This is a genomic window from Roseibium sp. (assembly GCF_048261595.1).
Taxonomy (GTDB): domain Bacteria; phylum Pseudomonadota; class Alphaproteobacteria; order Rhizobiales; family Stappiaceae; genus Roseibium.
This window is the reverse complement of the sequence record NZ_JBLXFW010000002.1, coordinates 780,656-795,483: the sequence shown is the minus strand read 5'-3', so window position 1 is coordinate 795,483 and position 14,828 is coordinate 780,656. Positions and strand designations below refer to the sequence as shown.

Annotated in this window: 11 protein-coding genes; 6 read left to right on the top strand and 5 right to left on the bottom strand. The window is 58.4% G+C overall.

Going from position 1 to position 14,828, the window contains the following annotated elements:
- Positions 1–22 precede the first annotated feature (22 nt).
- Genes ACN0SY_RS10950 through ACN0SY_RS10940 form a run of 3 tightly spaced genes read right to left on the bottom strand, consistent with a single transcriptional unit; the run spans position 23 to position 2,850 of the window.
- The gene (locus tag ACN0SY_RS10950; protein WP_417687152.1) at positions 23–778 is read right to left on the bottom strand and encodes a gamma-glutamyl-gamma-aminobutyrate hydrolase family protein; all 756 of its coding nucleotides are present in this window, start codon (positions 776–778) and stop codon (positions 23–25) included.
- Positions 779–825: 47 nt separating this feature from the next.
- A complete protein-coding gene (locus tag ACN0SY_RS10945; protein ID WP_417687151.1) occupies positions 826–1,491 on the bottom strand; it encodes a response regulator in 666 nt (221 codons plus the stop codon).
- A gap of 18 nt (positions 1,492–1,509) precedes the next feature.
- Positions 1,510–2,850, bottom strand: coding sequence for a cache domain-containing protein (locus ACN0SY_RS10940; RefSeq protein ID WP_417687150.1), 1,341 nt, complete (start codon positions 2,848–2,850; stop codon positions 1,510–1,512).
- Positions 2,851–3,060: 210 nt separating this feature from the next.
- Between ACN0SY_RS10940 and ACN0SY_RS10935 the strand changes: the two genes are divergently transcribed.
- From ACN0SY_RS10935 to ACN0SY_RS10925, 3 genes are all read left to right on the top strand, one after another.
- Positions 3,061–4,161 carry a TRAP transporter substrate-binding protein gene (locus ACN0SY_RS10935; protein WP_417687149.1) on the top strand — a complete coding sequence of 367 codons (1,101 nt, stop codon included), beginning with the start codon at positions 3,061–3,063 and terminating at the stop codon, positions 4,159–4,161.
- Between the two features lie 186 nt (positions 4,162–4,347).
- Entirely contained in the window at positions 4,348–5,283 is a 936-nt protein-coding gene (locus tag ACN0SY_RS10930) for a TRAP transporter small permease subunit (RefSeq protein ID WP_417687148.1), read from the top strand.
- Between the two features lie 21 nt (positions 5,284–5,304).
- Positions 5,305–7,971: a TRAP transporter large permease subunit gene (locus tag ACN0SY_RS10925; protein ID WP_417687147.1), complete on the top strand. Its 2,667-nt coding sequence runs from the start codon at positions 5,305–5,307 to the stop codon at positions 7,969–7,971.
- 119 nt (positions 7,972–8,090) lie between these two features.
- On the opposite strand, the gene ACN0SY_RS10920 is transcribed toward ACN0SY_RS10925, so the two are convergent.
- Positions 8,091–8,798: a response regulator transcription factor gene (locus ACN0SY_RS10920; protein ID WP_417687146.1), complete on the bottom strand. Its 708-nt coding sequence runs from the start codon at positions 8,796–8,798 to the stop codon at positions 8,091–8,093.
- An 8-nt stretch (positions 8,799–8,806) separates the two neighbouring features.
- Positions 8,807–10,786 (bottom strand): PAS-domain containing protein, encoded by a 1,980-nt coding sequence (locus ACN0SY_RS10915; RefSeq protein WP_417687145.1) that lies wholly within the window; start codon positions 10,784–10,786, stop codon positions 8,807–8,809.
- A gap of 267 nt (positions 10,787–11,053) precedes the next feature.
- Between ACN0SY_RS10915 and ACN0SY_RS10910 the strand changes: the two genes are divergently transcribed.
- From ACN0SY_RS10910 to ACN0SY_RS10900, 3 genes are read left to right on the top strand one after another with little or no spacing between them, the layout of a single operon-like run.
- Positions 11,054–13,039 carry an AMP-binding protein gene (locus ACN0SY_RS10910; protein WP_417687144.1) on the top strand — a complete coding sequence of 662 codons (1,986 nt, stop codon included), beginning with the start codon at positions 11,054–11,056 and terminating at the stop codon, positions 13,037–13,039.
- Positions 13,036–13,857 carry an ABC transporter ATP-binding protein gene (locus ACN0SY_RS10905; protein WP_417687143.1) on the top strand — a complete coding sequence of 274 codons (822 nt, stop codon included), beginning with the start codon at positions 13,036–13,038 and terminating at the stop codon, positions 13,855–13,857. The genes ACN0SY_RS10910 and ACN0SY_RS10905 overlap by 4 nt, the downstream gene beginning before the upstream one ends.
- Positions 13,858–13,874: 17 nt before the next feature.
- Entirely contained in the window at positions 13,875–14,828 is a 954-nt protein-coding gene (locus ACN0SY_RS10900; RefSeq protein ID WP_417687142.1) for a branched-chain amino acid ABC transporter permease, read from the top strand.

Below are 14,828 nucleotides of genomic sequence, written 5' to 3'. Positions count from 1 at the left end.
GGCGGGATCAGCCTATTCTGCTTCAGCCTTTGCGCGCGGCGGCATAGTCGCGGGCAGCCTGACCGAAGGCCTCGAACAGCTTTTTCGAGGGCGTATCGCTGGAGACCCAGTATTCCGGATGCCACTGCGTCGCGACAACGTAGCCAGGTGCGGATGCGACTGAAACAGCCTCGATTGTTCCGTCCGCCGCCTGAGCTTCGATCTTCAAGTCAGTGCCGAGCACTCCAAGTGCCTGACGATGTAACGAGTTTACCTCGATCGGGGCGTCGCCCACGACCTTGCCGAGCTGGCTGTCTGGCGCGACGTCGACTGGGTGTGCAATTCGGAAGCGCTCGTCCTGATGTTCTGCGTCAGGCGCACGGTGATCCGCCCGGCCCTCCATCTCCTGGATTTCGGTCAACAGTGTGCCGCCAAAGGCAACGTTGAGTTCCTGCATGCCCCGGCAGATGGCAAAGACGGGGATGCCCCGCTCGACAGCGCGCCGCAGAAGCGGCAGCGTCGTCGCGTCGCGGTCCGCATCGTACGGCCCGTTCGCCTCCGTCGCTTCTTCTCCGTAAAGCTGCGGGTTCACATTGGACCGCGACCCTGTCGCAAGAACGCCATCGACTCTGTCCAGGACCGCATCAAGATCAATGTCTGCGCCAAGAGAAGGCAGGATGACCGGCAGGGCATCAGCGCCATTAAGGATGGCCTTCAGATAGGTCGAAGGCGCTGCGTGCCAATTGTAGCCGTCGACCGGCTTCACATCGGCGGTTACGAGAATGAGCGGTTTGGTCATTTGGGGCGATCCGGAAGAATGCTGGAACGATGGTTGACGGGGGTTTCTCAGTTAAGCAGGCCGAGCTCCTGGGCGATCTTGTAAAGTTGGGCAGCGTTTCGACTGCCTACCTTTTCGCGCAGGTTCAGGCGATGCGACTCGACCGTACGCACACTGATGCCCAGACTGCGAGCAATTTCCTTGTTCGGAAGCCCTTTGGCAATCGCAGTCAGGACTTCCCGCTCGCGGTCGGTCAATCCGTAAGGATCTTCCACACGCGTTGGGGTGGCCTTGCCTACGAGTGTCGGGCCGACTGCGGAGGAAAAATAATATCCTCCATTGGCCACGCTCGTGATGGCCGTAATCATGTCCTTGGCGCAGATGTCCTTCAGGATATAGCCGCGAGCCCCGGCTTGCACGACGCCGCGCACATACTCCGGGTTGTCATAGATCGACAGAACGAGAATTCCCGTTTGCGGCAGGCGCTTGCGAAGCTCGCTCGCTGCATCGAGGCCATTCATCACCGGCATTGAAACGTCCATCAGCACGATGTCCGGGCGAAGTTGCTCCGCAAGCTCTATGGCGTCCTTGCCGTTTGTCGCTTCGCCAACCACCTCGAGAAAATCGGTCTTCGCGAGACGTGCGCGAATGCCGTCGCGAACCAACTCGTGATCATCTGCGAGCAGGATCCGGATCTGGGAAGCCGATGACGTCGTCTTGTTCTGGTCAACCATTCTCGTGTCGAACCACCGTTATGCTGCCCTGTGCGATGCCTGGTCCAGAGGCATTGTTACCAGGATTCTGACGCCACCTTTTGCCATGTTCGACAGGTGCAAGAAACCATTGTGTGTTTCCATGCGCTCGCGCATGTTGCGTATCCCCAGTCCTCCGCCCCGGGGCAAAGGAGTCGGTAGTCCGGTACCGTTGTCTTCGATCGTCAGCCTCAACGTGTCATGGCCAACGGTGAGACTGATGTCGACTTCGCTCGCTTGCGAATGGCGAGCGACGTTGGTGAGCGCTTCCTGCACCAGTCTGTAGAGGGCCGTCTTGGCGGCATCCGACAACCGGTCGTGACACTTCTGGGCGGAAACATCAACCTTTATGCCGGATTGGGTCTGGAACTCCTTGCCTAGGCTTATCAAGGCGCTCGCAAGACCCATGTCATCAAGAACGCTGGGCCGCAGGTCGCGTGAGATACGCCGCACCTCCGATATCGCATCATCCAGAATGCCGAGTGATTTCTCCGCGTAGCCACGCAAGTCCGAGCCTCGATGGGCCTCCGAGTGTATCATTTCGACGCCGTAGCGTACCGACACAAGGAGCTGCGAAATACTGTCGTGGAGCTCAGTTGAAACGCGTTTGCGTTCATGCTCCTGTGCCTCGAAGATCCGGTTGGTCAGCTCCTTCAGCTTCGTATCTGCAAAGCGTTGCTCAGAAAGGCGTACGCCTGCGATTACTGTTCCGGCAACGATGATTGCTGCCGACGTAATTGCGAAAATCACGGCCAGAGTTTCGCGAACCGAGACAGTGATGTCTGTCCGGATTTCTTCCACCTCCTTGGCGATGTCGTCGATGTAAAGGCCGGTCCCCAGCATCCATCCCCACTTTGGTAACATGATGCCGTAAGAGAGCTTTTTCTCGACCAGACCCGTACTCGGCTTGTGCCAGATGTATTCCTGGAAGCCGCCCCCCCGTCTTGCCGCTTCCATAAGCGCACGAATGCCGAGATCGCTTTCCGGATACTGCAGGTCCCAAAGCCGCTTGCCTATGAGGTGCGCCAGCTTGGGGTGCACGATGTTCGTTCCGTCCATCGAGTAGACAAAGAAATAGCCATCGGGGCCGAAGGTCATGTTGTTCAGGATGCGCTTGGCTTCCTGCTTTGCGGCTTCACGTCCTCCGGGCTCTTCACCATAGTGACGCGCTATCGAGTTGAGCGCCAGGCTGATGTAGTGGCGAATTTCCTGCTGCTTTGCATTCAGGATCCGCTGCTCGACGGATTTGGTCTCTGCCTCAATCAGCTTGCCGGCCTGATAGTAGGTCGCGCCGCCGATGAGTGCTGATAGCACGACCAGAGGCAGGATGGTGATCAGCATCAATTTGGTTCTGAAGGTCACCGGCTTCTACCATTTGTTGCGTCGCGAGGACGTTTTTGGCGGGAGTCTTATTGTGACTCGGTAGTATTACTGAATTGATGCGCAGAACCACGAATAGCGCGAGGCTCCACGCTTCACCTAGACATAGCGCCAGATCGGTGTAAGTGTAAGCGCCGATTGGATAGATGTCCGATTTGGGAGGATATGTTTATGGATCGTCGTTCGTTTATCAAAAAGGCTGGTCTCGGCGCTGGTGGAGCAGTTGCTGCGTCCACTCTCGCAGCACCGGCCATCGCTCAGTCGACCACCGACATGGTGATCGTTTCGACCTGGCCGCGGGACTTCCCGGGCCTCGGAATTCCGGCTCAGCGCCTTGCTGCTCGCATCGCCGAACTGACTGAAGGCCGCATCAACGTTCAGTACTTCGCTGCTGGCGAACGCGTTGGCGCTTTCGACTCTTTCGACGAAGTTGCTTCCGGTAACGCTCAGGCCTACATCGGCGCCGACTACTACTGGAAGGGCAAGCACCCGGGTTGGGCTGCTTTCACTGCTATTCCGTTCGGCCTCACCTACACCGAAATGGACGCCTGGATTAAGTACGGCGGCGGCCAGGAGCTGTGGGACGAACTTGCTGGCGAATTCGGCCTGAAGAACTTCGCCATGGGTAACACCGGCGTTCAGATGGGCGGCTGGTTCAACAAGGAAATCGAAACCGCTGACGACCTCAAGGGTCTGAAGATGCGTATTCCGGGTCAGGGCGGCGACGTCATGGCCAAGCTCGGCGCGTCTCCGGTGTCCCTGCCGGGCGGCCAGATCTACGAAAACCTTGTTTCCGGTGCTATCGACGCTACCGAGTGGGTTGGTCCGTTCAACGACTACTTCATGAAGTTCTACGAAGCCGCGAAGTACTACTACTTCCCGGGCATGCACGAGCCGGGCGCACAGCTCGCTCTGGGCATGAACGCAACCTTCTGGAACTCGCTGTCCAAGACCGATCAGGAAATCATCAAGGCAGCTTGTGCGGAAGAAAACGCCGCTACGATGGCTGAAACCAACGCCAACAACGGCGTCTACCTGAACAAGCTGATCAACGAACACGGCGTCGAGCTGAAGGAATTCTCCGACGAAGTCTATGACGCGTTCGGTGAAGCCGCTCAGGAAGTTCTGGAAGAAGCCATGGACCACTCGCCGCTCTCGAAGAAGATCTTCGAAGCTGTTGTGTCTGCTCGTCAGGACATCGGTAGCTGGATGTCGATTTCCGACATCTCCTACTCGATCAAGCGTAACCGGGTGCTTGGAATTTCCAAGTAATCCCGACGCGGTCGGATCTGAAGGGACGGGTAAAGGCCCGTCCCTTTTTTCCATCAGCTTAAGAAAATAAAAGGCATCGCCAAGATGACGGCCCTGGACAGTGTTCAACAGGACGCTTCCGCTAGTGGCTCCACTGGGGGTGGAGCCGCCGGAAATGGTTCTCTATTTCGCCACTTCGGTTGGATCATGCTTGCCGTTCTGGCAGCTTTCGTTCTGAACAACTATCTGACCTATTGGCAGGATTTGCCGGGCGTCGCGCCAATTTTCGGTGGCGCAGCCAACGGCACTGAGTCTGCCGTTTGGTCCTGGGGCCAACTTGCGATCTACGCAGCGTTTGTTCTCATTGCGATTGCCTACGTCGGACGCAGTGGATCAACCACACTTCGCGACGACAGCAAGCGTATCAGCGATATCAATGCCTATCTGATCCGGGCGGTTTTCTTCGCGGTTCTGATTGTGGGGCTGGTAGATGCCGTCATCTCGTTCCTGCGTGTCGAAGAACTGCTGCCGGCGGTTGTCGGCGCCGAACTTGCGAACGATCTCGGCAAGTCGCAACTGCGTGGCGCCTACGTCCACATGCCATTGATCGCGCTCAGCTTCGTCATCGCATTCTTCAGCCGTACGCTCGGGTTCACCTGGCTTGCGCTGCTTGTTGTCGCCGCAGAACTCATCATCGTGATCGGGCGTTTTGTCTTCTCCTACGAACAGGCGTTCCTCGCCGACCTCGTACGTTTCTGGTACGCGGCGCTTTTCCTGTTCGCCAGCGCCTATACGCTGGTGGAGGAAGGTCACGTGCGTGTTGACGTGTTCTATGCCGCATTTTCCCGCCGGACCAAGGGCCGCGTGAATATGATCGGAACCTTGCTTCTCGGCATGACGCTCTGCTGGACGATCCTGCTCATCGGCATGGGTGGAAAGCAGAACATCATCAACAGCCCGATCCTCAGCTATGAAACGACACAGGCCGGCTTCGGTCTTTACGTCAAATATCTCATGGCGGGCTTCCTTGGCGTGTTTGCCGTGTCGATGCTGATCCAGTTTGTCAGCTATTTCCTTGATGCCGTTGCCGATGTGCGCGGCGAGCCGGGTGGGCGCGATCACGACGTCCACACGGTACAGTAAAACCATCAGAGACCGCTTGATATGGAACTCTTCTTTCTAGCTATTCTTGTGATCCTGATGGCCTTTGCTCTGGGCTCCGGTTTTCCGGTGGCCTTTGCATTGCCTGGATCCGCAATCCTCACGATCGGCATTGCAGCAGCGTCCGGCTACCTTTTCTCTTCAGGCACGGATGCCTTCTTTGCTCACGGTGGTCCTGGTCAGTGGTTGAGTGCGGGGGTGACGAACTTTCGCGGCATCTACTGGGAGGCCGAGCGAGATACGCTGATCGCGATCCCCTTGTTTGTCTTCATGGGCATCATGCTTCAGCGCTCCAAGATTGCTGAAGACCTGCTGGTGACCATGGCGCGGCTCTTCGGACCTGTGCCTGGCGGCCTTGGTATCTCGGTTGTCTTCGTGGGCGCGCTTCTCGCGGCAACGACGGGTATCGTGGGTGCGACAGTCGTGGCGATGGGTCTTATTTCCCTGCCGGCAATGCTGCGCAACAACTACTCGGTTCCGCTTGCGACCGGTACGATCGCTGCCTCGGGTACCCTTGGCCAGATCATCCCTCCGTCAATCGTCCTCATCATTCTGGCCGACCAGCTCGCAAGTGCGGTCGATCAGGCCGGCTCGATCCGCCAGGCGCTCTACAAGTCCAGCACCGGCGAACTGTCGATGCCCTCTGACTTTGCCATCGTTTCGACCAGCGCCGGTGAAATGTTCCTCGGTGCGTTCCTGCCGGGTCTGGTCCTCGTCGGACTTTACATGCTGTTTATCCTCGGCTTCGCTCTTGTGAATCCGAAAGCAGCCCCGGCCGTACATGAATCCGGCTCCTTCAACCGTCAGTTCGCGGTCAAGGTTTTCGTTACGCTGGTTCCGCCGCTTGCCCTGATCTTCCTCGTGCTCGGCTCGATCATCGCCGGTGTCGCAACCGTCAACCAGGCAGGTGCAATCGGCGCTGTCGGCGCAATGATCATGGCCGGATATCGCCTGCGCGAGGGTGAACGGGGGGCCTATACTCCTGCGATTATCGCCATTCTCGCCCTGCTGGGTCTGGCCGTGGTCATCGGCTTCATGGGCGAAATCAACATCAAGCGTATTTACACCAGCGAAGACATGCTCGGTCTCGTCCTTGCTCTCATCGCGGTGTCGCTGTTGGCGATTGCTGTTCTCTGGAGTGGCTGGCGCACGCTGAAACTTGAGGAAACGCTGCGAGGCGTCATGGTGGAAACCGCCAAGACGACGTCTCTCGTGTTCATCATTCTTCTCGGCGCAGCCATGCTGACGTCTGCCTTCCGGGCTTTCGGCGGCGAAGAGCTGGTGAAGGAATTCCTTCAGGGGCTTCCCGGTGGCTTCTGGGCACAGTTCCTGATCGTCATGCTGGTGATTTTCATCCTCGGCTTTTTCCTCGACTTCATCGAGATTGCCGTGGTTGTGGTGCCGATCGTGGCACCGATCCTGCTGGCCGATCCGTCGGCGAACGTTACTGCCGTCTGGCTGGGTGTGATGATCGGTCTGAACATTCAGACTTCGTTCCTGACACCACCCTTCGGCTTCGCTCTTTTCTATCTGCGCGGCGTTGCACCTGCGGTGGTCAAGACCATCGACATGTACAAGGGCGTGATTGCATTCATCGCATTGCAAATCCTCGCTCTTGGCATCGTGGGTCTTTACCCGCAGCTGGTGAACTACCTGCCTAACCGTTCGTCGCTGCTGTCCGAGACCGCTCCGCCGCCGAAGAACCCGCGCTTGCAGTACTGCATGGAGACCCTGGTCTACGAGGATTTCCAGAAGAACGGCGACACCATTCTGTCGGCGATCAAGACGGCAGAAGCCATCGACGTGAGCTACCTGCCCAAGGGTCTGCAGAAGGATCTTGCCGGCGGTTTCGAAAAGGCTCGTGACGCGATACCGCAGATGACGGCGATCGTTGATGCCGAAACTGCAGTCACAGAGGCGTCTGGTGAGTATCGCCCGGTCCATCAGTTCGTTCGTGCGCTTGAGCGTGACGCCCGGCGTATCGATGAACGGATCGAAGAACTCAAGGTCATCGTCAGCCGGTCCGGACCGACAGGCGTCTACACGGCCGAACAGGGCGAGCGGGCACAGAAGCGCATCGATACCTTGCAGGTCCAGCATGACGAGCTGCTGGCCCAGATCCCAGCCGACTGGGATGCGGTGCATGACACGTTTGCGGCGATCCAGAAAGCGGAGAACCAGGCCCGGCAGACCTATCGGCGTACTGTCGACCAGGCCTACGAGCCGGTGGTTGAAGTCCGTGCGGTTCTTTCCGGCGCCGAGGCACTTGCTGCCAAGGAAGCGGAAATTGTCGCTGTGAAGGACGCGCTTGCCACGCTTTCGCCGGAAGACGCGGTTGCACGGATCGAAGAACTCCGCTCCTCCGTTGGCGAGGTCGAAGGCACGAGTGATATCCGCAAGGGCCTGAGTGAAGCGCGCAAGATTATGCGGAGCAAAACGCCGGATGCGGCCGAAGCTTCTGCAGAGCTCGACAAGTCACTCGCAGCGCTTGCCGAGGACCTCGAGTGGCGCTCGAAAGGTGCTTCGGAATTGCTTCCAAAGCTCGCCGAGTATGAAGCCGTAGTGGAGCGGAATATCGGCCTGCGTCAGCTGCCGCGTCTGCCGGACGACATGGCACTCGACGTTGCGGGTTGCCTCTCCGGTCACCGCGACGTGTCGCTCAACTTCTAACGGGCATGGCTCCGTGGTCCGTCGAACGGACCAGCGGAGCTCATCTCCCGACAGACGAAATAGAAAGCGGGGAGAACATGGTTCTCCCCGCTTTTGCGTTTAGAGACCAGGAAGCAAGCTCAACGCCAATCCACCGCAGCGGCAAGCATGTATCCCGAGCCATAGATCGTGCGGATCAGACTTGGGCGGTCGCAGGTGCTCAGTTTCTTGCGGATACGAGAGATCCGTACGTCGATAGCGCGATCGAGGCTTTCGTCGCGTCCGCCATGTTCCAGGAGATAATCGCGGCTGAGAACCCGTCTCGGCGCACGCAGGAGGGCTTCAAGCAGCGATGCTTCACCTGTCGAAAGGAAGGTTTCCTCTCCGTTGGGTGACGTAAGGCAATGCGAGGAGGGCAGGTAAGCCCAGCCGTCGAAATATGCCTTCTGTTCTTCTTGCGACCGAGGCTGAGTCAATCCCGACCGCCGCAAGATCGAGCGAACACGGGCAACTACTTCTCTTGGATCGAAAGGTTTGACGACATAATCGTCGGCTCCCATCTCCAGTCCCATGACGCGGTCGGACGAGTGTGTTCTTGCGGAGAGAACAATGATCGGGATCGACGAAATCCTGCGGATCTCGTTGATGAGGCTCATTCCATCGATGTCTGGCAGGCCGAGGTCGAGAATACAGACGTCTGGCGTTTCCAGTGACAGTCCGTCGAGCAGGCTCCTGCCGTTCGAAAAACCGCGGGTCGAGATGCCGAAGGGTTCCATGGCATCTTCCAGAAGGGCCCGGATGTCGGCCTCGTCATCCACGATGAAAGCAAGCTGTCTTTTTGGGGACATGGAAGTCATCAGTCACGGGCGCCGGTTTTTTTGCGCAAGATCTCGCTGAGGGTGTGTGCAAGACGATCATTTCGCACCGGTTTGGTCAATACGGGAAATCCTATGTCCTGACCATCCGGCTGAAGATTGCCCCAGTCCGCATATCCTGTCATGAGGGCAATCGCGATATTCGGTCGGTTACGAGCTATCTGACGCGCGAGCGCAAGGCCGTTGATTTGGCCGGGCATCACGATGTCGGTGATGACTGCACGTACTTCTCCAAGATCGCTTGCCAATGCCAGCCCATCGGCGGCGCTCTCGGCGACGAGCACCGTATAACCAAGATCCTTGATCTGTTCTGCTAGTACCTTTGCGACGTCTGCGTTGTCTTCCACGAGCAGAACCAGCTCGCCATCGCCGTGGGGAAGGGGGGCGCCATCGTCGTTGCCCGCACCGAGTGCCGCAAGATCACTGTTGTTCAATGTCACTGACGGGAGATACAGCGCGATTTCGGTTCCCTTGCCGAGAGCTGATGTCACGTGGGCTGCTCCTCTGGACTGGCGGGCGAAACCATAGACCATGGAAAGCCCAAGCCCGCTGCCGGTTCCGAAGGTCTTGGTGGTGAAAAACGGTTCGAATACCCGCAGACGGGTTTCGTCATTCATACCAATTCCATTGTCGGCCACTGCAACTCGTGCAAAACGGCCCGGCGTCACACCCAATTCTGCCGCCGACCGGCCGTCGAGATCGACCTCTTCCAGCTGGATCTCGATCGTCCCGCCAGAGGGCATCGCATCGCGCGAGTTGAAGGCGAGATTGATAAGCGCGGTTTCCATCTGGGTCGGATCGATTCGTACGGCGATATGTCTAGCGGCAGCGCCGACCTTCAGATCGATCGCCGAGGACAAGGAGCCGCGCAGAAGGGTTTCCACGTTTTCAAGAACCGATGTCACCGGTATGACCTTAGGATCGACCGGGCGCCCCCTGCTGAAGGCTAGCAGTCGCTGGGTCAGATCCGAACCTCGTTGCGTGGCCTTCAGCATGGGCGAGATGCGCGACTTGAGAGCCTCCGCGCCGATTGTGCCATCAAGGCGGCTGAGGCCTAGAAGGTTACCCATCAGGATCGTCAGGAGATTGTTGAAGTCGTGTGCGAGGCCTCCGGTCAGCTTCCCCACCGCGTCCATGCGCTGCGACTGCATCAGGGTTGCTTCGCTGCGCTTTTGTTCCGTTGCGTCGAGTGAGAGGACGAAAACGCCAAGTGTTCGGCCGTCGACGGTCATGTCCGGGATAACCGTGGAACGCATCGACACAGTCCTGCCGTCCGGCAGCTCACGCTGATACTCATAGGAAACGGCATTGCCGCGGAAAGCATGCTCGATATGGTCCGATATCTCGCCGAACAGCTGCGATCCAAGCACTTCCGCGCCTGACTTGCCGACAATGGAGGTGACGGACTGCCCGAACCACTCCGCATAGCGGCGGTTTGCGAAACGGTAGACCGGACCAGGCGCCATGTAGGCTATCAACGCCGGAATGTTGTCTGTCACCAGCCTGAGCCAGTCTTCACTCTGACGTAGTGCTCTCGTACGTTCTTCAACCGTGCGCTCCAGTTTCTCCTGCTTGCGCCGGCTCTCGGTCACATCCGAATAGGTTGTTACAAACCCGCCTTGCGGGAGCGGCGTTCCGCTCACTGCAATGACCTGTCCATTTGGACGGACACGTTCGAAATAATGCGGCTCGAATAATTTGGCTCGTTCCAGCCTGCGCTTGATCTTGCCCTCGATATCTCCCAGGCCATATTCGCCTCGTTCGGCGTTGACCCGCAGGAATTCCTCGAGATGTGTTCCGCGCTTAGCCAAGGTTTGCGGAAAGTCGAGCATTTCCCACAAGCCCCGGTTCCAGGCGAGCAGCTTAAGATCTTGATCAAAAACAGAAAAACCCTGATTCACGTGATCAAGTGCGGCTTGTAGAAGATCGATCTGGGATTGGGAGGTCGACGTGTCGTTCATGATCAAAACCTATGACGGGCATCGGGTGATGACCAGCGGATTTGAGTCGCTCGGATCTAGCCTTTCGACTGAGTGACACATTTTGCAACAATTCAAACATATTGGTGAAACTGCCGGGCCCTAGCGTTGACCTAGAACCCATCGACCCGGCCCACCGTTCGATACCAAAATCAAAAATGCCTTGAACGGTGCGGCCAATGGGTTGTTTGATGGGATCACAAGATCGACCCCGAAAACGGGGCGAGCCTAAAAGGGATGGAACAGGCAATGGCAGGGTTGGCCCACGCTGCGGGAGGCGGCGAGGACACCTTTCCGAAGATCTTGCTGCGCAATGCAAGAGACTTCGGAGGTCGTACCGCTTTTCGCGAAAAAGACTTCGGCATCTGGCAGAGCTGGACGTGGTCTAACGTCCACGATGAGATTCGCAACCTGTCACTCGGCCTGCAGCAACTCGGTCTGAAATCAGGCGACAAGGTTGCCATCGTCGGCGCCAATCGGCCTCGCCTCTATTGGTCGATGGTTGCTGCGCAGGCGCTTGGCGCGGTACCGGTGCCGGTCTACGCGGACTCGGTTGCAGAGGAAATGGCGTACGTTCTTGGCCATGCAGAAGTTCGCTTTGCGATCGTCGAGGACCAGGAGCAGGTCGACAAGCTCCTGAGCATGTCAGACGAAGTACCGAGCCTTACCGAGATCGTCTACGACCAGATCCGCGGACTTCGCGACTACGATCACACCCACCTTCACTCATTCGAAGGCGTGCAGGAGCGTGGAGCGCGGGTGCTGGCTGCCGACGCCGGTGCCGGTCAGATCTGGATCGACGGGTTTGCCGGCGCTACCGGCTCAGATATCGCGGTCATGCTCTACACGTCCGGCACGACGGGTCGACCGAAGGGCGTCATGCTGTCTTTCGCCAATCTCGTTGTCTCCGCGCGCAACGGCAACAAGTTCGACCGTCTCGATGAAACGGAAGAGGTGCTTGCCTACCTGCCCATGGCCTGGATCGGTGACCACGTCTTTTCGCTCGCCCAGGCTTTTACCGCGGGTTACTGCGTCAACTGCCCGGAGAGCATGGACACGATCGACGTCGACCGCCTCGAAATCGCGCCGACATATTTCTTCGCACCGCCGCGCGTCTTCGAGAACATGCTGACCGGCATCCTCGTGAAGATGGAAGATGCCGGACGCACAAAGAAGCGCATGTTCGATTATTTCATGGCCGTGGCGCGCCGTGCCGGTGAGAAGATCCTGAACGGGGAAAGCGTCTCGCTGAAAGACCGGGTTCTCTACCGTTTGGGCGAATTCTTCGTCTATGGGCCGCTGAAGAACCGCATGGGTCTGACCCGGCTCAAGGTTGGCTACACGGCTGGCGAGGCGATCGGTCCGGAGATCTTCCGATTTTACCGTGCGCTCGGGTTGAATCTGAAGCAGCTCTACGGTCAGACCGAGGCCAGCGTCTATATCACCCTCCAGCCGGATGGCGAGATCTACGGTGATACGGTCGGAAAGCCTGCTCCGGATGTCGAACTGCGTATCGCCGACAGCGGCGAGGTTCTCTATCGTTCACCGGGTGTCTTTGTCGGCTACTACAAGAATGATGAGGCCACCCGTTCGACCAAGACTGAAGATGGCTGGGTCCACACGGGCGATGCCGGCTTCATAGCCGAGAACGGTCATCTCAAGATCATCGACCGCGCCAAGGATGTCGGCAAGCTGACCGACGGCTCCCTGTTCGCTCCGAAATACATCGAGAACAAGCTCAAGTTCTTCCCGAACATCAAGGAAGCAGTCGCCTTCGGCAATGAACGTGACAAGGTCTCGGTGTTCATCAACATCGACCTGACCTCTGTCGGGTCCTGGGCAGAGCGGAACAACGTCAACTACGCAAGCTATCAGGAGCTGGCCGCCCACCCGGACGTCTACGGGATGATCGAAAGCCATGTCGATCAGGTCAATCGCGACCTGGCCAACGAGCCGATGATGGCTGGCGCGCAGATCCAGCGGTTCCTGATCCTTCACAAGGAACTCGACGCCGATGATGGCGAGCTGACGAGAACGCAGAAGGTCCGCCGGTCGTTCATCGCCGAACGCTACGCGCCGCTGATCGAAGCCCTTTACGACGGATCCACGAGCAAGCACGTGCGGACAGAAGTGACCTTCGAGGATGGCCGTATCGGGGCGATCGAAGCGACGGTCGAGATCAGGGATATGGCGCCCCACGCGGCTGACACAAGCCGAATGGAGGCCGCCGAATGAACGCCATCGTGACGAGTGAAGAACTGCCCCGGGGAGCTGCAGCCGTGGAACGTGAAGACCTTCTGAGAGTCGATAACGTGTCCCTGTCCTTCGGTGGTGTGAAGGCCATCACCGACATTTCCTTCGACATCAAGAAGGGAGAGATCCGGGCGATCATTGGGCCGAACGGGGCAGGCAAGACGTCGATGCTCAATGTCATCAACGGCTTCTATCACCCACAGGAAGGCACGATTACCTGGCAGGGGAAAGTGCGGCGGAAGATGAAGCCCTATGAAGCTGCGAGCCAGGGCATTGCCCGTACGTTCCAGAATGTTGCCCTCTTCAAGGGAATGACGACACTCGACAACATCATGTCCGGCCGGTCGCTGAAGATGCACCGGAACTTCTTCTGGCAGCTGGCCTGGATGGGGCCGGCCCGGACTGAGGAGATCGAGCATCGCCGTAAGGTCGAGGACATCATCGACTTCCTCGAGATCCAGGCGATCCGCAAGACCCCGGTCGGGCGTCTGCCCTACGGTCTGCAAAAGCGCGTCGAGCTTGGCCGCGCGCTCGCCATGGAGCCGGATCTCCTGCTGCTCGATGAGCCGATGGCCGGCATGAACCTCGAAGAAAAAGAGGACATGAGCCGCTTCATTCTGGACGTAAACCAGGAGTTCGGAACCACCATCGCCCTGATCGAGCACGATATGGGCGTGGTCATGGATCTGTCCGATCGGGTCGTCGTCCTCGACTATGGCAAAAAGATTGCCGACGGTCCCCCCGAGGAAGTGCAGGCCAGCCAGGCCGTTATTGACGCTTATCTCGGCGTGAGCCACTGACGGGGGAATGTAAGGTCATGTTGTACGATATCTTTGTCGATCCCTTCGTCCAGATGGTCGATATGCCAGACTTCTTCCTGCAGGTGCTGTGGGAAGGCTTCGTGGCCGGGATTCTTTACGCTCTGATCGCCCTGGGCTTCGTGCTCATCTTCAAGGCATCCGGCGTGTTCAACTTCGCGCAGGGCATCATGGTGGTGTTCGCGGGCCTGACGCTTGTCGGTCTGCATGAGAACGGCGTTCCAGCGTTCCTGGCGCTGATCCTTACCATCGGCGTGATGGGGATCCTGGCGTATGGCATCGAACGTGTCGTGATGCGGCCATTGGTCAACCAGCCCGATATCATCCTGCTGATGGCGACGATCGGGCTGACCTATTTCCTCATTGGCTTCGGCGAGTTTGTCTTTGGCGGTGAGCCGAAGCGCATGATTGCCGAGGAGCTTGGGCTTCCGACGGGGTCGACGGCGTTTGAATTCGGTGAACGCGGGCTGGTCATTCTCCAGCACATTGACGTTGCCGCGGCGGTCATTGCCATCATCATGGTGGCTGCTCTCGGGATCTTCTTCAACAAGACGCGTATCGGCCGGGCGCTGCGCGCAGTGGCCGACGACCACCAGGCCGCGCTGTCGGTCGGCATCTCGCTCAACCAGATCTGGGCCATCGTGTGGTTCGCGGCCGGGCTCGTTGCCCTCGCGACAGGCATCATGTGGGGGGCTCGCTCGGACGTTTCCTTCGCGCTCGAGATCGTGGCGTTCAAGGCTCTGCCGGTGCTTATCCTCGGAGGCTTCACCTCGATCCCGGGGGCAATCATCGGTGGTCTGATCATCGGCTTTGGTGAAAAGATCGGCGAGATCTACTGGGGCGGACTTGTCGGCGGCGGGATCGAATCCTGGCTCGCCTACATCATCGCCCTCGTGTTCCTCTTGTTCCGTCCCCAGGGCCTCTTCGGCGAAAAGATTATCGAGCGGGTGTAA